Raw genomic sequence first — 20,875 nt, 5'->3', positions numbered from 1 at the left:
CGCGCATCTCTAATACTCAGAATATCTATGCGGCGAAAGGACGATGGCTATGCAATCGAATTACACAATCGCGGATTATCTGGTGGATCGTCTTGCCGGGTGCGGGATCGACCATATGTTCGGCGTGCCGGGCGATTATAATTTGCAGTTCCTCGACAGTGTCATCGACCATCCGAGTCTGTGCTGGGTGGGCTGTGCTAATGAATTAAATGCGGCCTATGCGGCGGATGGCTACGCCCGGGTTCATGGGGCGGGTGCATTGTTGACAACCTACGGCGTCGGGGAGCTGAGTGCACTGAACGGGGTGGCCGGGAGCTATGCCGAATATGTTCCGGTATTGCATATCGTGGGTGCCCCGGGAACCGGTAGCCAGCAGCGCGGGGAACTGTTACACCACACGCTGGGCGACGGTGATTTTGGCCATTTTTTTGAGATGAGCATTCCACTGAGCGTTGCCCGTGCAAAACTGACCGCCAGCAATGCCTGCCAGGAGATCGACCGCGTCCTACGGGAAATGCTCACCGCGCGCCGCCCGGCTTATCTGATGCTGCCTGCGGATGTCGCCAAAGCCCCGGCTATCGCTCCGGTGAACGCGCTTACGGTGCAGCCTGCTGAGGTGGATGAGAATGCGCTGGCGGCGTTTGTCGCTGAGGCGCGGGAGATGCTGACTCCGTGCAAACGCGTGGCGATGCTGGCGGATTTTCTCGCCCAACGTTATGGTCTACAGCCGATGCTGCGTAACTGGGTGTCCTCCCAACCGCTGGCATTTGCGACGCTGTTGATGGGGAAAGGGCTTTTTGATGAGCATCTACCGGGCTATGCGGGCACTTACAGTGGGGCCGCCAGCCTGGATAGCACCCGCGTCGCTATCGAAGATGCCGATGCCATTTTGTGTATCGGTACCCGCTTTACCGACACCATTACCGCCGGGTTTACCCAATCCATTCCGCTAGAAAAAACCATTGAGCTACAGCCATTCTCGGCTCGGGTCGGCAAACGCTGGTTCAGCGGGCTGCCGATGGAGCAGGCCGCGTGGGCGCTGCAATCGCTCTGCACAGAATTGTCTGCCGACTGGAAAAAACCCGCGTCCCGGTCGCAAGTGGCTCCGGGCAAGTACAGCGCCACACTGACCCAGGAGAGTTTCTGGCAGGTGCTCCAGGAGGCACTCCTGCCGGGCGATATTATTCTGGCCGATCAGGGGACAGCTGCGTTTGGCGCGGCTTCTCTGACTCTGCCAGCGGATGCCATGCTGATTGTTCAGCCGCTGTGGGGGTCGATTGGCTTTACGCTGCCCGCCGCGTTTGGCGCACAAACCGCCGCCCCGGAGAGACGCGTGGTGCTGGTGGTCGGTGATGGAGCCGCGCAGTTGACGATTCAGGAACTGGGCTCGATGCTGCGAGATGGTCAGACGCCGTTGATTTTGCTGTTAAATAATGACGGTTACACCGTTGAACGGGCGATTCATGGGCCAGAACAGCGATACAACGATATCGCCCTGTGGAACTGGACTCAGTTGCCTCAGGCGCTGAATCTGGACTGCCAGGCGCAGAGCTGGCGCGTAACACAAACGGTTCAGCTGCGAGAAGTGCTGGAGTTGGCCTCCCGTCGCGAGAGGCTGAGCTTTGTGGAAGTGGTCTTGCCGAAGCTGGAAATACCGGACCTGTTGCGGGCAGTCACCCAGGCGCTTGAAGCCCGCAACAGTGCGCAATAGCGATTATTCGTGAGGGGGTTTGGCCATCATCACCGGTTTGCCCGCCAGCAGGAGCCAGGCGGGCAACATCACGATGCACAGCAGCGGCAGCAGGTTGCTATCCGGCACGACCACGGCGGCCATGAACAGACTCAGCCAGCCATCACGTGTCACTACCAGCACCAGCCCCATAATCGCGCAGGAAATGGTAATAGCCTCAGGTACGGCTTCGACGTGCGCATGCAGCATCAGCCCAAGAGCCACGGCGACAAACACCGCCGGGAAAATGCGCCCACCGCGAAAACCACTGGCGGCCGCAATCACCAGTGCCGCCAGTTTCATTACCGCAATAAACAGAAAATCGGTTGAGCCCAGCGTCTGGCTGAAAGCCAACTGCTGCATCTCATCCAGGCCTTTGAACAAGGTGATCGGCCCACCACATGCGCCGAGCACGCCAAGCATAAAACCGCCCGCACCGAGAATAAGCACCGGGTGTTTCAGCTTGTGCATCAGCGTATGCAGACGCGGCAGGCACCAGACCGCCACCATTCCCACCGCAATGGCAATTGCGGCGACCACCGCCCCGCTGAAAATATCGACCAGCCGCATATGGGTATATTGGGCGACGGGCAATGAAAACTGCGGATGGAAGAACAGGCTGGTCGTCAGCGCCCCGGACGCGGCGGCAATTAGCGGGGCGAACAGGCGATCCCACAGGGGCACATCGTCGCTGCCGCTTAGCATCTGCGAGAAAATCAGCGCAGCGGCGATTGGGGTACCGAACAGCGCGCCGATGGTTCCTGATGCCGCCAGAATGGTCCAGTCCATGGTGCCGACGCGCGGGAAGAACCGCGCCCCAAGGGCGACCGCGAGGGCGACGTTGACCGACATAATCGGGTGTTCAGGTCCAAGGCTCACGCCGCCCGCCAGACCAATAATCAGCGCCAGAATTAAGCCCGGCAGCGCGGAAGGGGGCACCGGAGCACCAATCAACGGCTCGGAGGCCGGATCGGGGCCTGCGTGGCCGGGGCTGTATCGAATCACTAAACCCACCGCAATACCGGTGGCGGTCAGCATACCGATTATCCAGGGGCTTGAGTCGACGTTAACCCCTAAACTGCCAGGTAGCGTAGACCACAGTAACTGCTGCATTACGGCGGCAATTTTCATCACAACCACCAGAATCAGACTGGAGGCAATACCAATTATCAGGGCGGGAACCGATAACAGCAACATGGTTCTGGCTCGCGGATGGAGCATAGTGATTTCCTTTTTACTCTGAGCGCGCAACACTTTGCCGCCAAATGACGAAACCTGCATTGCAAATGGTGCTGAAACGGTAAAGTTATTGTGTGACCGGGATCGATTAATTGTGGGCACTGCCACCGTGGTCGTTGTTGTTATGCCGCCATGAATTTACAGTGTGCCAAAGACTTATTCTGACTTTAGCGGAGCAGTAACAGAATGACAAAGTTTGCATTAACAGGTGATGTAGGCGGGACCAATGCCCGTCTGGCGCTGGTCGATTTAGACAGCGGCGAAATTTCCCACGCCAAAACCTACTCCGGGCTGGATTACCCAAGCCTTGAAGCGGTGGTGCGCGTTTATCTGGATGAGCAAAAGCGGGATGTTAAAGAGGGCTGCATCGCGATTGCCTGCCCGATTACCGGCGACTGGGTGGCGATGACCAACCACACCTGGGCGTTCTCCATCGAAGAGATGAAGAAAAATCTCAACTTCACGCATCTGGAAATTATTAACGATTTTACCGCCGTATCGATGGCGATTCCGATGTTGAAGAAAGAACATCTGATTCAATTCGGCGGCCGCGATCCGGTGGAAGGCAAACCGATTGCCGTGTATGGCGCGGGCACCGGCTTGGGCGTGGCGCATCTGGTTCACGTCGATAAACGTTGGGTCAGCCTGCCGGGCGAGGGCGGTCACGTCGATTTCGCGCCGAACAGCGAAGAAGAAGGGATCATTCTGCAAGAGTTGCGTGCTGAATTGGGCCATGTCTCCGCCGAGCGTGTGCTTTCGGGCCCGGGCCTGGTGTATCTTTATCGTGCGATTGTAAAATCTGACGGTCGTCTGCCGGAGAATCTGCAACCGAAAGACATTACCGAACGCGCACTGGACGACTCCTGCACTGACTGCCGTCGGGCGCTGTCGCTGTTCTGTGTGATCCTTGGCCGATTCGGTGGCAACCTGGCGCTGAACCTCGGTACCTTTGGCGGGGTGTACATTGCCGGAGGCATCGTGCCGCGCTTCTTAGACTTCTTCAAAGCGTCCGGTTTCCGCGGTGGCTTCGAGGACAAAGGGCGTTTCAAATCCTACGTGCAGGACATTCCGGTGTACCTGATCGTACACGACAACCCGGGCCTGATTGGTTCCGGAGCGCATCTGCGTCAGTCGTTAGGCCACGTTCTTTAAGATGAAAAACCTTTGAAATGTAAAAGGCGCTTCTGCGCCTTTTTTACAGATGCATGAGCTGGCGAAATTCTTTCACCTTGCTCCGACTTACCGGCACCTGAAAATCCAGATCCCGTAGTCGGAGGATGTAGGTGTTATTGAACCACGGCTCTATCTCACGAATTTTATTCAGGTTGACGCAGTATGAACGATGGCAGCGGAAGAAGTGCGCTGCCGGAAGCTTGCTGCAAAATTCGCTGATATTCATCGGCATCACCCACGACTCGCGTTTGGTATACACGAAGGTCATCTTCTCGTGCGCTTCCGCGTAATAGATATCGTGAATAGAGGTGACGAAAATCTTGTCGTCGCGAATCAGGTTAATGGTATCGTTTTCACGCTGCGGGGCAACCGCGCTACTGGCTGCCCCGGATTGCTGTTGCCAGGCATTTTCCAGCTTGTGCAGCATCGTCTCAATTCTCGATTCCTGATACGGCTTGAGGATGTAATCAAACGCTTCCAGCTCAAACGCTTCCACCGCATGTTCTTTCCACGCGGTAATAAACACAATAAACGGTTTGTGCGCGAACTGGCTGATGTTCTGCGCCAGCAGCACGCCATCGAGCGAAGGAATATTGATGTCGAGAAAAATGGCGTCGACCCGGTTGTGTTGCAGGAATTTCAGCACGTCCAGCCCGTCGTCAAAGGTGCCGACAATCTCCATCTCACTGTGCGCTTTAATCAGCCAGGTCAGCTCCTGCTGGGCCAGCACTTCATCTTCAACAATGATGACTTTCATATAACGTCCTTATGACAGCAGGCCAGCGGTGGCCGTAACCGGCGTGCGCCGATTCGGTACGTAAAACGCAATCTCGGTGCCGGGCTCCAGCCGACGAATATGTAGGCCTTCGCCATACAGGAGCGTCACGCGGTGATGCACGTTAAGCAGGCCGATTTTATTGCCCGGCATTTCGTTGGCTTCCACGCGGGCGATCACCGCCGGATCGATACCGTGTCCGGTATCGCGCACGCTTACCCGCACCCGATTGCCGCTCTCAGTGATGCTCAGCGTGACTACGCCTTTGCCTTTACAGGGCTGAATGCCGTGGACAATTGCGTTTTCGACCAGCGGCTGGATAAGCAGGCTCGGGATCACGCAGTTCACTTCGTCATCAATGTCGTAAATCACCGTCAGCTTATCGCCAAACCGCGCCTGCTCGATGGCGATGTAATCTTTGATTTGATACAGCTCTTTGCGAATGTCGATCTGCTCGTCGTCTTTCAATTCAATGTTATAGCGCAGATAGCGTGACAGGTTGAAAATCAGCTGCCGCGCGGTGTCTGGATTGAGGCGAATAGACGAGGAAATGGCGTTGAGCGCGTTGAACAAGAAATGGGGATTAATCTTGCTTTGCAGCGCCCGCAGTTCTGCCTTATTTGCCATCTCCCGCAGCTGTTCGGCGCGGGACACTTCCAGCTGAGTGGAGATAATCTGCGACAGGCCGACCGCCATCTCCTGCAACGAAGAGGTAATCTGGTGGGCGGGCCGGTAATAGATTTTTAGCGTGCCGGTGACCACGCCCTTTTCCCACAGCGGGATAATCATTATCGAGTGGATCTCCGGCGTGCGATAGGCCACGTCATCATTGCGGATAATGATTTTTCCGTCGCTTAGTGCCTGGCGAGTACGCGGGCTAATCCCCAAATCGTTCAGTTTGTAATTTTTTTCGCCGAGGCCGACGTAGGCCAGCACTTTCTCATTATCGGTAATCGCCACCGCATCGGCGTGAATATCTTTGCGGATGATGTCGCACACCTGACGCAGAGATTCGCTGTTCACATTGCGGAACAATGGCAGGGTTTTATTGGCGATTTCCAGCGCCAGCTTAGCCTGCCGCGCGGCGATGGCCTCTTTTTCCCCTTCGACGCTGCGAACCAGCAGCACGATAAAGCCAATGCAGACGCTGCCGAGGATCATCGGCACGCCGATTTTTGACACGATATCGAGCCCGAGTGAGACCGTCGGTGCCCAGACCACCACGAGGATCATGGTCAGCGTTTCGCACAGCATCCCGGCCAGAATGCCGACGCGCCAGTGCTGGGCTTTGGGGATTTTGCGGTTGATCCAGCCTGAGAGCAGCCCGGCGACAATGCTGGTGATAAAGCATGGCACCGCCGTGACGCCGCCAATGTCGATCAGATAGCGGTGCGTCCCGGCAATCAAACCGGTGATAGCGCCGACCCAAGGGCCGAACAGAATGCCGCCGGACATTACCGCAATGACGCGGACGTTGACCAGAGAACCTTCGACGTGTACTCCGGACCAGGTACTGAACAGCGCGAACAGAGAGAAGATGGCGGTGACGGCCAGAAGCTCTTTCGGCGTATGCGCCGACTTATGCAGCAGCTCGCGGAACAGGCGGATGCGGATAAGGAAAAACAGGCAAATCAGCATCAGGGCAGCCCTGTCAAAGACCGCCAGCAGCATGTTAAAGATGTCGTGCATGAGTGCGCCGTATGTATCACTGAAAGTAATATGATAAAAAACCTGGCGGGGGATAGCCAGTTATCGTGCGTAATGTGGAACAGGGAAAAGTCGCACTTTTAAAAGGGGATTACTTGCCCCGAGCTGAAATTAGCTGCATTAAAGGTGAAGGCGACGATTTCAAGTAAATCAATTGATATCATTATGTAAAGCAATGCCAACAATATTATCGATAACGGGCAGCGTGAATTTTATTGTTCCGGTCAACACTTCCTCATTTAAGTCCTGAGATTATTTTTCACTCAGCCTCTCGACAGCAGGAAATTAATCAGGTTATTTTCAAAGCATGCCACACAGGTGGCAACGTCGCTCGGACGGTCCGGGCGCTCACGTTATCCGAGGAATCTATGGCTGAGTTCACTCCTGAACGCCGTTTTACGCGTATTGACAGGCTTCCCCCCTACGTATTCAACATTACCGCTGAACTGAAGATGGCTGCGCGTCGGCGCGGCGAAGATATCATCGATTTCAGCATGGGGAATCCTGACGGCGCGACACCGCCCCACATTGTGGAAAAACTCTGTACCGTGGCCCAGCGCCCGGACACTCACGGCTATTCCACTTCACGCGGCATTCCACGCCTGCGCCGGGCGATTTCGCGCTGGTATCAGGAGCGCTATGAGGTGGAGATCGACCCCGAAACTGAAGCCATTGTCACCATCGGCTCTAAAGAAGGGCTGGCGCACCTGATGCTGGCCACGCTCGATCATGGCGACACCGTGCTGGTGCCAAACCCAAGCTATCCCATCCATATTTATGGGGCAGTGATTGCCGGGGCGCAGGTTCGTTCTGTGCCGCTGGTGGAAGGCGTTGATTTCTTCAATGAGCTGGAACGTGCCATACGCGAAAGTTACCCCAAACCGAAAATGATGATTTTGGGCTTCCCATCGAATCCTACCGCGCAGTGCGTGGAGCTGGAATTCTTTGAAAAAGTAGTCGCGCTGGCGAAACGCTACGACGTGCTGGTGGTCCACGATCTGGCCTATGCCGATATCGTATTTGACGGCTGGAAAGCACCGTCAATCATGCAGGTTCCCGGCGCTCGCGATGTGGCGGTAGAGTTCTTCACGCTGTCTAAAAGTTACAACATGGCAGGCTGGCGTATCGGTTTTATGGTCGGTAACGCGGTGTTGGTTAACGCCCTGGCGCGTATCAAAAGCTATCACGACTACGGCACCTTCACTCCGTTGCAGGTCGCAGCGATAGCGGCCCTCGAAGGCGATCAGCAATGCGTGCATGATATTGCCGAGCAGTATAAGCGTCGTCGTGATGTGCTGGTCAAAGGCCTGCACGAAGCCGGATGGATGGTAGAAATGCCGAAGGCGTCGATGTACGTGTGGGCGAAAATCCCGGAGCAGTACGCGGCGATGGGGTCACTGGAATTTGCCAAGAAAATGCTCCAGGAAGCGAAAGTCTGCGTTTCGCCGGGGATTGGGTTCGGCGACTATGGTGACACGCATGTGCGCTTCGCCCTGATTGAGAACCGCGACCGTATCCGCCAGGCCATCCGCGGCATCAAAGCGATGTTCCGCGCCGACGGTTTACTGCCTGCGAATTAATAAGTGACAGGTAGTCTACGATCAAAAACAGGAGCCATTTGGCTCCTGTTTTTTTTACTGCAAGCTCAGGGTTAAACCATCAGGGCGAAGGTGCCTGCCCAGACGATGACCATAAAAGAGATGCCCATAATAAAATATTTCACGTCACATCACTCCGCGTATTACGTGATACGCCCAAATGAAAACAATCCTGACTGAGTATAGAGAGTTGACACCGCCTCGAATAAAATTGGGATTTGTCCCGTTTTACCCTTCGGCACCACCTCAAAATTCTGTGCTTCATGTGCTACAGACGGCGCTAATGTACGCTTAAAAATGGAGGGTGACAAGTATGATTTTTTTATTAATTTTTAGTTACTTACGACTGTCGTGAAACGGCGACACATTAATTTCATTGTGCAATAAATGCAGATTTAGCGACGCCAAAATGAACCCCAAAACGGGCAGTTAGTACCACATTGAAATTATAGGGTTTTTAAAACAAAAGAGGGGGCGGGCAGCAAGGTGCTGACCGCCAGTGAGACTCAGACAGGAGCGTTAGAACTGATATTTATAGGCGATTTTAAAACGCTTATCGGCATCAGCGATGTAGGTGTTGTTGTCCTGGATGTAGGTAAAGGCGCTGACAGAGTTGTGCTTATCGAAGGAATAGCCCAGACCTACCCCGGCGAAATAGCCTTTGTAATTATCACCGTCATCATTTTTCGAGCCATAAGAGCCCGCTGCCACACTGAGTAAGCGCAAATTGCTGGTCAACGGTTTCAGCATAAAGAGCCCGATATAACCGCTGCTGCCCGAGGTGTCCATCAGGTCAAAACCGTTTTCCTCAGACGGAGAGCCGCTAAAACCAGGCTGAGCGCAGGCTTTATTTTTACCTTTATCACAGCCAAAGGTGTCCCCGGTGTTGTAGGAGTATCCGGCCATAGGGAAGAACTGGAAACCTGCGGGTTGGAAACCGAAATAGCTCAGGGGAATAAACGTCCCCAACGAATAGTTGGTTTGCGATGCCCCGTTGGGGAGATCGTTTTTACCGAAGTTAAAGTTAAAAATACCAATCGGAAACAGCCACGAGCCGCCGACGCGCCACTCACTGGCATCACTGTTGATTTTGACATTGATTTTCCGGGCTTCATCCAGCGCCAGAGATCCGGAAAATTGCACATCGCTGTCGTCCATATCGTAGTTATCTGACCACGCCACGCCGACTTTGGTGGTGACTTTAGTCGGGTCATCATCCGACTTTTCTTGATTGGTTTTGACCGTGCCTGCCTGGGCCAGGGCAAGCACGGGAAGGAACCCGAAGGTAATAATGAATAAGGAACGTATTTTGGTATACATAGAAATCCGGAGGGGGCAAACAGGCCGCCAATGAGCGAAAACCCGCCATCCTACACGCGACGACAAGCCATACCGGAGGTTTAGATTTAAATCTTGATTTAGTTTTGGATGTTGGTTTTTAAGCGGGGGAGGGGAACCATGGTGTCCCCTGCAGGAATCGAACCTGCAACTAGCCCTTAGGAGGGGCTCGTTATATCCATTTAACTAAGGGGACGAAGCGGCACGAGTATAGCGTTTTTTGGCAGGCACGTTAAGCACATAGCCAACTGACTGCTCAAAGTGTCGCCATCGCCCCCATTAAGTTAACCTTTTTCTTGTTCCTGGGCTTTGGCTTTGGCCTCGGCTTTGCGTTTATTGCTCATGTCATTGCGGATTTGCGCGTGGCTCATGAGGGCAAAAATAAACGTCCCACCGCAGATGTTCCCGGCCAGCGTCGGCAGGGCGAAAGGCCAGAAGAAGTCGTGCCATTGCAGGGTGCCGCCGAACACCAGATAGAGAATTTCCACCGAGCCGACCACAATATGCGTGGTGTCACCCAGGGCAATCAGCCAGGTCATCAGGATAATCACCACGATTTTGGCCGCACCAGCGGCGGGGAACATCCATACCATCGTGGCAATTAACCAGCCGGAAATAATGGCGTTGGCAAACATCTCAAGGGGCGAGTTTTTCATCACGTCCATGCCGATTTTGGTGAAAGCATCGCGGGTAGGTTCATCAAAAATAGGCATGAATTCGAAGGCCCAGGCGGCGACGCCGGTGCCGATGATATTCCCCAATAACACCACCCCCCACAGCCGCATAAGCAGAGCAAAATTTCCCGCCGTTGGGCTTTGCATCACCGGTAAAACAGCAGTGACCGTGTTTTCGGTAAACAGCTGCTGGCGGGCCATAATCACGATGATAAAACCAAAGGTATAACCGAGGTTCTCCAGCAGAAATCCGCCGGGCACACCTTCCAGCTGCACGTGGAAAATCCCTTTTGCCAGCAACGAGGCTCCCATCGACAGCCCGGCCGCAATCGCCGACCACAGCAGGGCCATTGCATCGCGCTCAAGCTCTTTTTCACCATCCTGACGAATATGTTCATGAATGGCCATCGCCCTTGAAGGCAGGCGGTCCTCATCGACTTCGATCTTATCGCCGCGCTGCTTCTCATCACTCTCGACTTCCAACTCTTCGGTATGGTTGTCGATTTTCTCTTTGTCTGTATTGTCCATCCGGCGCGTTACCTTAGTCTGTTGATCCTCGGTAAAGCGTAGCGGGTTTTATCGGGCCGCTCCTCACTCCAGAATCTTAATTTTGGCTTATGACATGAATAGCGATACGTCTATTTCAAAATGTGTATAAAATCAGTAAGAGCAGTGATTTCTTTACAGGGAGATATTTATGAATTTTCGCCTGTCTGCGCTTGCGCTGAGCGCGACGCTGTTGGTGGGATGCGCCAGCACGGGTGATCAGCCAGAGGGGCGTTCGGATCCATTCGAAGGATTTAACCGTACGATGTACGATTTCAACTTCAACGTGTTAGATCCGTATGTGCTTCGTCCGGTTGCTGTGGCGTGGCGAGACTATGTCCCGCAGCCTGCGCGTAACGGCATCGGCAACTTCACCAGTAACCTCGAAGAGCCGGCGATCATGGTCAACATGTTCCTGCAGGGCGACCCGTATCAGGGGATGGTTCACTTCACGCGCTTTTTCCTGAACACGGTGTTAGGGATGGGTGGTTTCATTGATGTTGCGGGTCTGGCGAATCAGAAACTGCAGCGTGTTCAGCCGCACCGTTTCGGCAGCACGATGGGGCATTATGGCGTGGGTTATGGCCCGTATCTGCAATTGCCGTTCTATGGCAGCTTCACCGTGCGTGAAGATGTTGGCGACATGGCGGATGACCTCTATCCGGTGCTGTCATGGCTAACCTGGCCGATGTCTATCGGTAAATGGATGGTCGAAGGGGTTGAAACCCGTGCGCAACTGCTGAATTCTGATGGCCTGCTGCGCCAGTCGACGGATCCGTATATCACCGTGCGTGAAGCCTACTTCCAGCAGCATGACTTTATTGCCAACGGCGGTAAGCTGAGTACGGAAGATAACCCGAATGCCAAGGCAATCGAGGACGAGCTGAAAGATATCGACTCTCAGTAATCGGGGGAGGAAATAAAAAAGGTGAGCATCGCGCTCACCTTTTTTTATGCCTGATAAGAAATTATCAGAAGCGGTAGTTGAAGTTAGAGCCGAACAGCCACGCTTTACCTTCAGAGCGGAAGGTGTAAGGACCTTCTTCGATGGTCACGTTCTGACCATGCATGTAGGACGCCCCCACGTCGATAGACGCATCCTGGTTAAACGCATAGGTTGCCCCTGCGCTCAGCCAAAAACGGTCCTGATCCGGGATAGAGATAGAACGGTGATCGGCGGGAACCGGGCTGTCATCAAAGGCGATACCGGTACGGAAGGTCCAGTTGTCGTCATAGTAATAGGTGGTACCCAGCGCCAGACGCCATGCATCTTTAAAGCTTTCATCTTTATAGAACAGGGTTTCGCCGCTGTTGCCAGTGGCTTTCAGCTCCTGGAATTGGCTCCAGCTGGTGTAGGTAGCGCTATAGTGGATAGCCCACTGCGGCGCAACGCGGTTGTAGCCTGACAGTTCCCACATTTCCGGCAGGTTCAGCGTCAGAGAACCGTTGGTGGTATTGCCATCGGTGCCCAACGGCAGGCCGAAGTTGCCGAGGATCTGGTTGTAGGCCGACGGCAGGTTACTCTTATAATCGCCGTCGAAGTCGATTTTGACCTCGGAACGGTAGGTAAAGCCGTAACGGTTATTTTTATCCAGTTCATACAGGATACCGGCGTTCCAGCCGAAGCCCCATTCATCACCCTTCAGGTGCGCAATCTGGGTATCAGCAGGGATCTGTGCCACCTGACCGGCGAGTGCAGGCGGCAGTGCGCCAGAGCCTGCCACAATCTGACCTAAGTCACCGGCATAGCGCTCGATCTTGGCTTTCGCATAGACCGCATCAAAGCCCACGCCGAAGCTCCAGTTGCTGTTCAGGCGATAGGCACCGCTCAGGTTCAGGTTAACGGTGGTGAGGTCAGTTTTACCCCCCATGCTACCTGCGGCGTAACTATCGTTAAATTCGGTTGCCAGGCCATAGTTAGAGGTAACGGAAGCCCCCCAACCAAATTGTTCGTTAAGAGGCATGACAAAGTGTAAGTTCGGCACCCAGGCAACCGGGGCGATATTATCGGCATCGGTACTTTTACCGGTTGGCGATTTACCGGAGATGTTCACGTCCGGATCGATATAGACAGCACCGGCAGAAAATTGCGGGCGGTCATACATCATAATCAATGCTGGGTTACGGCTGGCGTTACCCGGATCGTCGGCGATAGCGCCTTCACCAGAATAAGCACGGCCTAAACCAGAGGCAGAAAATTCATTTAACTGGAAGCCTGCTGACCAGGCCTGAGAGGAAACAAGTGCCACTGCAACTGCGAGAGCAGATTTCGTAAAACGGGTTTTTTGGCTCATGACCATAACCTCAATCGAGTTATTTTTATGCAAAATTTGTTACATGCCGTAACAGAAGCGCGAAGTGTAGGGTCTGTGTTACGTCAGAGAAATCAGACCAGTGCCGAGAGTATAGGTCTGACCAGATGGGATGTTGCAAGTATGTTTATAAGTTTTTTCAATTGTGATCTAAGAAACGCGATCCGCTTGGCAAAATTGGGGTCAGGAAAGTTCCCTTGAAAGGGGGGTTTTTGTTTTAGATCATTTTTAATTGTGATTTAGGTCACTTATGGCCGTTCAAATTAATATCAACTGGAGAGGCTGACAGCAGGGGCGTAAAATAGCCGCATTGTTTGTCTGGCACCCCAGGTGCAATTACAGAGGATATCTACCATGAGTAAATGCAGTGCTGATGAAACCCCGGTTTGCTGCTGTATGGATGTTGGCACCATTATGGACAACACCGATTGCACCGCGTCTTATAGCCGCGTATTTGCTAACCGTGCTGAAGCTGAAGAAACTCTGGCTGCGCTGACTGAAAGAGCGCGTGGCGTGGAGTCCGAACCCTGCGTTATTACCCCAACCTTTAAAGAGGTAGAGGGTGGCGTTCAACTGGATATTGATTTCGTGTTTAGCTGTGAAGCCGAAACGCTGATTTTCCAGCTCGGTCTGCGTTAATCCCTTCTCTCAAATGCCTCTGCCATGCAGGGGCATTTTCTTTTTTATCTCAGTGTGTTTTGGCTCCCACTTTTAGGCTTCCCTGATTGGCTGGATGTAAAAAATTAGTTAAGACTGTTATCAGGTCAGACCACTTTTTTTACATTATCAGGGGAAGGTTATGAGTAAGGCATTACCGCTTATCACCCGTCAGGGCGATCGTATTGCTATTGTCAGCGGGTTACGTACGCCTTTTGCTCGTCAGGCGACGGCGTTTCACGGTATTCCGGCGATCGATCTGGGCAAGATGGTCGTCGGTGAATTGCTGGCTCGCAGCGAAATTCCCCCCGAAGTCATCGAACAACTGGTGTTTGGCCAGGTGGTACAAATGCCGGAAGCGCCCAACATCGCCCGTGAAATCGTGCTCGGCACCGGCATGAGCGTGCACACCGACGCCTACAGCGTCAGCCGCGCCTGTGCGACCAGTTTTCAGGCGGTCGCCAACGTGGCGGAAAGCCTGATGGCGGGCACCATCCGCGCCGGAATTGCCGGTGGCGCGGATTCTTCTTCCGTTCTGCCGATAGGCGTGAGTAAAACGCTGGCCCGCACCCTGGTGGATGCCAACAAAGCCCGCACGATGGGGCAGAAACTCAAACTCTTCTCGCGTCTGCGGCTGAAAGATTTGGCCCCGGTTCCGCCAGCGGTGGCGGAATATTCCACGGGTTTGCGTATGGGCGACACCGCAGAGCAAATGGCGAAAACGTGGGGCATCACCCGCGAACAGCAGGATGCGCTGGCGCATCGTTCCCATCTGCATGCGGCGAAAGCCTGGGCTGAAGGCAAGCTGGCTGACGAAGTGATGACGGCCTATGCGCCACCGTTCCGTGAGCCGCTGGAGCAGGATAACAATGTGCGCACCAATTCGTCGCTGGCGGATTACGCCAAACTGCGCCCGGCGTTCGATCGTAAGCATGGCACGGTGACGGCGGCCAACAGCACCCCTCTGACCGATGGCGCTGCGGCGGTTATCCTGATGACCGAATCTCGCGCCAAAGAGCTGGGCCTCAAGCCGCTCGGCTATCTGCGTAGCTATGCGTTTACCGCGATTGATGTGTGGCAGGATATGCTGCTGGGTCCGGCGTGGTCGACGCCGCTGGCGTTGGAACGCGCCGGGCTGACGATGGCCGACTTAACCCTGTTTGATATGCATGAAGCCTTTGCCGCCCAGACGTTGTCGAACCTGCAGCTGATGGCGAGTGAGCGTTTTGCCCGCGACGTGCTGGGGCGCAGCCATGCGACCGGTGAAGTCGATGACAGTAAATTCAATGTGCTCGGTGGGTCGATTGCCTACGGTCACCCTTTCGCGGCGACAGGCGCACGTATGATCACCCAAACGCTGAACGAGCTGCGTCGTCGCGGCGGTGGCTTCGGTCTGGTGACCGCCTGCGCGGCGGGTGGTTTAGGCGCGGCGATGGTTCTGGAGGCCGAATAATGGAAACGACATCTGCATTTACCCTTACTGAGCGCCTCGATAACGTGGCCGTTATCACGATTGACGTTCCCGGCGAAAAAATGAATACCCTGAAAGCTGAGTTTGGCGTTCAGGTGCGGGCTATCCTCAAGCAAATCCGTGAAAACAAAGCGTTGCGTGGGGTGGTGATTATCTCCGCCAAGCCGGATAACTTTATTGCCGGGGCCGATATCAACATGATCGGCGAATGCAAAACGGCGCAGGAAGCCGAAGCCCTGGCGCGTCAGGGGCAACAGATCATGGCGGAAATCCATGCGCTACCGATCCCCGTTGTGGCGGCGATTCACGGAGCCTGTCTTGGCGGTGGTCTGGAACTGGCGTTAGCCTGTCATAGCCGTATCTGTTCCGACGATGCCAAAACGATGCTCGGTTTACCGGAGGTGCAGCTCGGGCTGTTACCGGGATCGGGCGGCACGCAACGCTTACCGCGCCTGGTCGGGATCAGCACCGCGCTGGACATGATCCTTAGCGGCAAGCAGCTTCGGGCGCGTCAGGCCTTAAAAGTGGGGCTGGTTGACGATGTGGTCCCGCACTCCATTCTGCTGGAGGCCGCCGTTGAGCTGGCGAAGCAGGAGCGCCCGACCAGCCGTCGACTGCCGGTGCGCGAACGTATACTGGCCGGTCCTTTGGGACGTAGCCTGGTATTCAGCATGGCGGCGAAAAAAACCGAACAGAAAACGCACGGCAACTATCCGGCTACCGGACGTATCTTGAAGGTACTGGAAACCGGGCTGTCGCAGGGCAGCAGCAGCGGGTATGAGGCGGAAGCGCGGGCGTTTGGCGAACTGGCGATGACTCCGCAGTCCAAAGCCCTGCGCTCGATTTTCTTTGCCAGTACTGAGGTGAAGAAGGACCCGGCGGCCAGCGCCGAGCCGCAGCCGCTGCATTCTGTCGCGGTGATCGGTGGCGGCCTGATGGGCGGCGGAATTGCCTTTGTCACCGCCAGTAAGGCGAAACTGCCGGTACGTATAAAGGATATCAATGCCAAAGGCATTAACCATGCGTTGAAGTACAGCTGGGAGCTGCTTGATAAAAAGGTGCGCCGCCGCCATATCCGATCGAGTGAGCGTGACACTCAACTGGCGTTGATTTCCGGCACGACTGACTATCGCGGTTTTTCGCATCGGGATGTGGTCATCGAAGCGGTGTTTGAAGATTTATCGTTGAAACAACAGATGGTGGCGGACGTGGAAGCGAATTTTGCCCCACACACTATTTTTGCGTCTAACACCTCGTCGTTACCGATTAGTGATATTGCCGCGCAGGCTCAGCGTCCGGAGCAGGTAATTGGCCTGCATTTCTTCAGCCCGGTGGAAAAAATGCCGCTGGTGGAAGTGATCCCGCATGCGGCAACCTCGGAAACGACCATTGCCACCACCGTGAAGCTGGCGAAACAGCTCGGTAAAACGCCGATCGTGGTGGCTGATAAAGCGGGCTTCTACGTCAACCGTATTCTGGCACCTTATATTAATGAAGCGATACGATTGCTGACGGAAGGCGAATCCATTGAACAGATTGATGGCGCGTTGACCCAATTTGGCTTCCCGGTGGGGCCAATCCAACTTTTGGATGAGGTGGGAATTGATACCGGGACTAAAATTATTCCAGTGCTGGAAAGCGCGTATGGGGATCGTTTTAGTGCGCCTGCAAATATCATTAACGCAATTTTGAATGACGATCGCAAAGGCAGAAAAAATGGTCGTGGTTTCTATCTTTACGACGCAAAAGGGCGTAAAAGCAAAAAACAGCCTGACCCTGCAATTTATACGCTTATTGGGCGTGGGCAGAAGGGCACGCTGTCCGGCCAGCAGATTGTCGAGCGCTGCGTGATGATGATGCTGAACGAAGCCGCACGTTGCTTTGATGAGCAGGTTGTTCGTAGCGCCCGCGATGGCGACATCGGGGCGGTGTTTGGTATTGGTTTTCCGCCGTTTTTAGGCGGCCCGTTCCGCTATATGGATAGCCTCGGTGCGGGGGAAGTCGTGGCGATACTGCAACGCCTCGCCGCCCAATTTGGGCCACGGTTCACGCCGTGTGATGCACTAACAAGGATGGCAGAAAAGGGCCTGGCCTTTTGGCCCGAAAATGAAACTGAGACGTTACGTTGAGGTCAAATAAAGGTAAATCCTGACATGGGTTAACGCTGCTGGATGGCTATTTTGTAAACAAAGATTGACTATACTTACGCCATTAAGGTAAAAAACAGCGTTTCATTCATCGAATGGATCAGGCACAATGCCCGGCCACTGAGTAGGCGGCGTTATCTTACGTTGGGTTTACTTCGGTGCTTCTGGTTAACAAAAGCGGTGCAATATGCAAGTTTTTATCATGCGTCACGGCGACGCTGCCCTCGATGCAGCCAGCGACTCGGTTCGTCCACTCACTACCTGTGGTTGCGATGAATCCCGTCAAATGGCGAACTGGCTGAAAGGTCAAAAAGTGGATATTGAGCGCGTTCTGGTCAGCCCGTTCTTACGAGCAGAACAAACGCTGGATGTGGTGGGGGAGTGCATGAACCTGCCAAAAGAGATCGATGTCCTGCCGGAACTCACGCCGTGCGGCGATGTAGGGCTGGTAAGCGCCTATCTACAGGCGCTGGCAAACGAAGGTGTTGCCTCTGCGCTGGTGGTTTCTCACCTGCCGCTGGTGGGCTACCTGGTTTCCGAGCTCTGCCCAGGCGAAACACCGCCAATGTTCTCGACATCCGCGATTGCCAACGTCACGCTGGATGCCAGCGGGCAAGGCCATTTTAACTGGCAAATGAGCCCGTGCAATCTGAAGATGGCTAAAGCCATCTAAGTGAGAGGCGGGTGAGCCGTGCGCTTCCCGCCACTTTTCCCCGTCTCTTTTCCGCCACCTTTAACGCTGAATAGTTAGCGTTAAGGTAATTCCGGCGGCTGCCACTCTTCCACTTCGATCAACACCAGCAACGCGGCATCTCCGCCGTACTCTTTCGGTGCCTGATGAAACGCCATCACGTGCGGGTGCTGCGCCAGCCACAGCGGTGTTTGCTGCTTCAATATATGCTTCCCATGCCCGTGCATCACACAGGCACAAAACACGTGTTCTCGACGACAGGCGGCAATCAGCGCGCCTAACTCCTGTTTCGCCTGCATCTGCGTCAGCCCGTGCAAATCGAGGAACAGCTCCGGGGAATAATCACCGCGACGCAGCTTCTTGGCCTCAAAATGGCTGACGTCATGGCGCACGTATTTCATCGCGCCTTCAGTATTCAGCAGCGGCTGAAACTCATCGGAAAAATAGTGGCTGTTATCGACCTGCTCCTGAAGCAAACGCTTCACCGGCACTTCGCTGACTTTCTTACGCGTCGGGCGATGGACAATGGTGTCCTGCTTAATCTGGCGGGTGCCGGTCATCAGCTGACGGAACAGCGCCTGATCCTCGTCGCTGAGTGAGGTTTTCTTCTTCATCTTCTCTTCTCATTTTCGCTTTGCGGCAGTTTACCCGACTCTTGGGGCGCACGGGCAGAGAAAACGCCAATTTCTCCCATCCTGCGATGCAAGAAAGCTGATTTATCGGCGTCTTCATGGCAAACTAGCCGCCGAATTTCAGCGATGGGCCCTGGAGGGGAAAGTGGATAAAATTTTTGTCGATGAAGCAGTCAATGAGCTGCATACCATTCAGGATATGTTGCGCTGGTCAGTCAGCCGCTTTAGCGCGGCGGGGATCTGGTACGGTCATGGCACGGACAACCCGTGGGACGAGGCCGTTCAGCTGGTGCTGCCTTCACTCTATTTACCGCTGGATATTCCTGAAGACATGCGCAGCGCGCGTCTGACCTCCAGTGAAAAACATCGCATCGTTGAGCGCGTGATTCGCCGCGTCAACGAGCGTATTCCGGTCTCCTATCTGACAAACAAAGCCTGGTTCTGCGGCCACGAATTTTATGTGGATGAACGCGTGCTGGTGCCGCGCTCGCCGATTGGTGAGCTTATCAACAACCGTTTTTCCGGCCTGATTTCTCATCAGCCTGAGCATATTCTGGATATGTGTACCGGCAGTGGCTGTATCGCCATCGCCTGCGCCTATGCCTTCCCGGAAGCGGAAGTGGATGGCGTGGATATCTCTGCCGACGCGCTGGCCGTAGCCGAGCAAAACATCGAAGAGCACGGTCTTATCCATCACGTGACCCCCATCCGTTCCGACCTCTTCCGCGACCTGCCAAAAGTGCAGTACGACCTGATTGTCACCAATCCGCCTTACGTTGACGCGGAAGACATGGCCGACCTGCCGAACGAATATCGCCACGAGCCGGAACTGGGTCTGGCATCCGGTTCTGATGGCCTGAAACTGACACGCCGTATCCTGGGCAACGCACCGGATTACCTGACTGACGACGGCATTCTGATTTGTGAAGTCGGTAACAGCATGGTACATCTGATAGAGCAGTATCCTGACGTTCCGTTCACCTGGCTTGAGTTTGATAACGGCGGTGACGGCGTCTTTATGCTCACCAAAGCGCAGCTTGTGGCTGCCCGCGAACACTTCAGCATCTATAAAGACTAATTAAAATACGATGGAGCCGTGATGGCCGGAAACACAATTGGACAACTCTTTCGCGTAACCACCTTCGGCGAATCCCACGGCGTGGCCCTCGGCTGCATCGTGGACGGTGTGCCGCCGGGCATTCCTCTGACGGAGGCGGATCTGCAGCACGACCTCGACCGTCGCCGTCCTGGCACTTCGCGCTATACCACCCAGCGCCGCGAACCGGACCAGGTGAAAATCCTCTCTGGGGTGTTCGAAGGCGTGACCACTGGCACCAGCATTGGCCTGCTGATTGAGAACACCGATCAACGCTCTCAGGATTACAGTGCCATTAAAGACGTTTTCCGTCCGGGTCATGCCGATTACACCTACGAGCAAAAATACGGTCTGCGCGACTATCGCGGTGGCGGTCGTTCTTCTGCCCGTGAAACGGCGATGCGCGTTGCCGCCGGTGCGATTGCCAAGAAATACCTGGCACAGAAATTCGGCATTGTTATCCGCGGTTGTTTGACCCAAATGGGCGATATCCCACTGGAAATCAAAGACTGGGAGCAGGTGGAACAGAACCCGTTCTTTTGCCCGGATCCGGATAAAATCGAGGCGCTCGACGAACTGATGCGCGCCCTGAAAAAAGAAGGCGACTCGATTGGAGCCAAGGTCTCCGTGGTCGCTGACGGCGTACCGCCGGGACTCGGCGAGCCGGTATTTGACCGTCTCGATGCAGACATTGCTCACGCGCTGATGAGCATCAATGCGGTGAAAGGCGTTGAGATTGGCGACGGGTTTGGCGTTGTCAGCCTGCGCGGCAGTCAGAATCGGGATGAGATAACCCACGCCGGTTTCCAGAGCAACCACGCCGGTGGCGTACTGGGCGGGATCAGTAGCGGACAGCAAATCATTGCTCACATGGCGCTGAAACCGACCTCCAGCATCACCGTACCGGGTCGTACCATCAATCGTTTTGGCGAAGAAGTCGAGATGATCACCAAAGGCCGTCACGATCCCTGTGTTGGGATCCGCGCGGTGCCTATCGCGGAAGCGATGCTGGCGATCGTTCTGATGGATCATCTGCTGCGCCAGCGTGCGCAAAATGCCGATGTGACCACCACGCTTCCTCGCTGGTAGT

Annotated in this window: 18 protein-coding genes and 1 tRNA gene; 10 read left to right on the top strand and 9 right to left on the bottom strand. The window is 54.7% G+C overall.

What is annotated here, in order from left to right; all coding sequences use genetic code 11:
• Positions 1 to 49: 49 nt before the first annotated feature.
• Complete coding sequence (locus SIK69_RS13420) at positions 50 to 1,711, top strand: alpha-keto acid decarboxylase family protein (RefSeq protein WP_319786277.1); 1,662 nt, start codon at positions 50 to 52, stop codon at positions 1,709 to 1,711.
• Between the two features lie 3 nt (positions 1,712 to 1,714).
• Here SIK69_RS13420 and SIK69_RS13415 read toward each other — a convergent pair whose 3' ends face one another.
• Positions 1,715 to 2,950 (bottom strand): ion channel protein, encoded by a 1,236-nt coding sequence (locus SIK69_RS13415; protein WP_319786276.1) that lies wholly within the window; start codon positions 2,948 to 2,950, stop codon positions 1,715 to 1,717.
• A 204-nt stretch (positions 2,951 to 3,154) separates the two neighbouring features.
• On the opposite strand from SIK69_RS13415, the gene glk reads away from it, so the two are divergent.
• Positions 3,155 to 4,120, top strand: a complete 966-nt coding sequence (gene glk, locus SIK69_RS13410) for a glucokinase (protein ID WP_319628780.1) — start codon at positions 3,155 to 3,157, stop codon at positions 4,118 to 4,120.
• 43 nt (positions 4,121 to 4,163) lie between these two features.
• Here the strand turns inward: glk and SIK69_RS13405 are convergent, their stop codons facing one another.
• Both SIK69_RS13405 and SIK69_RS13400 read right to left on the bottom strand, forming a co-directional pair.
• The gene (locus SIK69_RS13405) at positions 4,164 to 4,898 is read right to left on the bottom strand and encodes a LytR/AlgR family response regulator transcription factor (protein ID WP_319628781.1); all 735 of its coding nucleotides are present in this window, start codon (positions 4,896 to 4,898) and stop codon (positions 4,164 to 4,166) included.
• A 9-nt stretch (positions 4,899 to 4,907) separates the two neighbouring features.
• On the bottom strand, positions 4,908 to 6,605 hold the full coding sequence (locus SIK69_RS13400) for a LytS/YhcK type 5TM receptor domain-containing protein (protein ID WP_319628782.1): 1,698 nt from the start codon (positions 6,603 to 6,605) through the stop codon (positions 4,908 to 4,910).
• A 386-nt stretch (positions 6,606 to 6,991) separates the two neighbouring features.
• On the opposite strand from SIK69_RS13400, the gene alaC reads away from it, so the two are divergent.
• Entirely contained in the window at positions 6,992 to 8,203 is a 1,212-nt protein-coding gene (alaC, locus tag SIK69_RS13395) for an alanine transaminase (RefSeq protein ID WP_319628783.1), read from the top strand.
• 71 nt (positions 8,204 to 8,274) lie between these two features.
• Here the strand turns inward: alaC and ypdK are convergent, their stop codons facing one another.
• From ypdK to SIK69_RS13375, 4 genes are all read right to left on the bottom strand, one after another.
• Complete coding sequence (gene ypdK / locus SIK69_RS13390) at positions 8,275 to 8,346, bottom strand: membrane protein YpdK (protein ID WP_110509655.1); 72 nt, start codon at positions 8,344 to 8,346, stop codon at positions 8,275 to 8,277.
• 394 nt (positions 8,347 to 8,740) lie between these two features.
• Positions 8,741 to 9,541 carry a hypothetical protein gene (locus SIK69_RS13385; RefSeq protein ID WP_319786275.1) on the bottom strand — a complete coding sequence of 267 codons (801 nt, stop codon included), beginning with the start codon at positions 9,539 to 9,541 and terminating at the stop codon, positions 8,741 to 8,743.
• Positions 9,542 to 9,680: 139 nt separating this feature from the next.
• A tRNA-Arg gene (locus tag SIK69_RS13380) sits at positions 9,681 to 9,755 on the bottom strand.
• 88 nt (positions 9,756 to 9,843) lie between these two features.
• Positions 9,844 to 10,761, bottom strand: a complete 918-nt coding sequence (locus SIK69_RS13375; protein WP_319628785.1) for a formate/nitrite transporter family protein — start codon at positions 10,759 to 10,761, stop codon at positions 9,844 to 9,846.
• A 169-nt stretch (positions 10,762 to 10,930) separates the two neighbouring features.
• Between SIK69_RS13375 and mlaA the strand changes: the two genes are divergently transcribed.
• Positions 10,931 to 11,686 (top strand): phospholipid-binding lipoprotein MlaA, encoded by a 756-nt coding sequence (gene mlaA / locus SIK69_RS13370; RefSeq protein WP_319628786.1) that lies wholly within the window; start codon positions 10,931 to 10,933, stop codon positions 11,684 to 11,686.
• Positions 11,687 to 11,750: 64 nt separating this feature from the next.
• On the opposite strand, the gene fadL is transcribed toward mlaA, so the two are convergent.
• A complete protein-coding gene (gene fadL / locus SIK69_RS13365; RefSeq protein WP_510463472.1) occupies positions 11,751 to 13,079 on the bottom strand; it encodes a long-chain fatty acid transporter FadL in 1,329 nt (442 codons plus the stop codon).
• A gap of 366 nt (positions 13,080 to 13,445) precedes the next feature.
• On the opposite strand from fadL, the gene SIK69_RS13360 reads away from it, so the two are divergent.
• The 4 genes from SIK69_RS13360 to sixA all read left to right on the top strand — a co-directional run bounded on the left by SIK69_RS13360 (position 13,446) and on the right by sixA (position 18,039).
• On the top strand, positions 13,446 to 13,730 hold the full coding sequence (locus SIK69_RS13360) for a YfcZ/YiiS family protein (RefSeq protein WP_319628788.1): 285 nt from the start codon (positions 13,446 to 13,448) through the stop codon (positions 13,728 to 13,730).
• A 160-nt stretch (positions 13,731 to 13,890) separates the two neighbouring features.
• Entirely contained in the window at positions 13,891 to 15,201 is a 1,311-nt protein-coding gene (fadI, locus tag SIK69_RS13355) for an acetyl-CoA C-acyltransferase FadI (protein ID WP_319786274.1), read from the top strand.
• Positions 15,201 to 17,348 (top strand): fatty acid oxidation complex subunit alpha FadJ, encoded by a 2,148-nt coding sequence (gene fadJ, locus SIK69_RS13350; RefSeq protein WP_319786273.1) that lies wholly within the window; start codon positions 15,201 to 15,203, stop codon positions 17,346 to 17,348. Before fadI ends, fadJ begins: the two co-directional genes overlap by 1 nt.
• A 205-nt stretch (positions 17,349 to 17,553) precedes the next feature.
• A complete protein-coding gene (sixA, locus tag SIK69_RS13345) occupies positions 17,554 to 18,039 on the top strand; it encodes a phosphohistidine phosphatase SixA (RefSeq protein WP_319628791.1) in 486 nt (161 codons plus the stop codon).
• 80 nt (positions 18,040 to 18,119) lie between these two features.
• Here sixA and smrB read toward each other — a convergent pair whose 3' ends face one another.
• The gene (smrB, locus tag SIK69_RS13340; RefSeq protein ID WP_319628792.1) at positions 18,120 to 18,671 is read right to left on the bottom strand and encodes an endonuclease SmrB; all 552 of its coding nucleotides are present in this window, start codon (positions 18,669 to 18,671) and stop codon (positions 18,120 to 18,122) included.
• A gap of 163 nt (positions 18,672 to 18,834) precedes the next feature.
• Between smrB and prmB the strand changes: the two genes are divergently transcribed.
• Together prmB and aroC are read left to right on the top strand one after the other, a co-directional pair.
• Entirely contained in the window at positions 18,835 to 19,767 is a 933-nt protein-coding gene (gene prmB, locus SIK69_RS13335; protein ID WP_319628793.1) for a 50S ribosomal protein L3 N(5)-glutamine methyltransferase, read from the top strand.
• 21 nt (positions 19,768 to 19,788) lie between these two features.
• Positions 19,789 to 20,874, top strand: a complete 1,086-nt coding sequence (gene aroC / locus SIK69_RS13330) for a chorismate synthase (protein WP_319786272.1) — start codon at positions 19,789 to 19,791, stop codon at positions 20,872 to 20,874.
• The last annotated feature ends 1 nt before the right edge of the window (position 20,875 follow it).

It is taken from the genome of Scandinavium lactucae (genome assembly GCF_033843265.1).
Lineage (GTDB): Bacteria > Pseudomonadota > Gammaproteobacteria > Enterobacterales > Enterobacteriaceae > Scandinavium > Scandinavium lactucae.
This window is presented reverse-complemented; position numbering and strand designations above follow the sequence as displayed.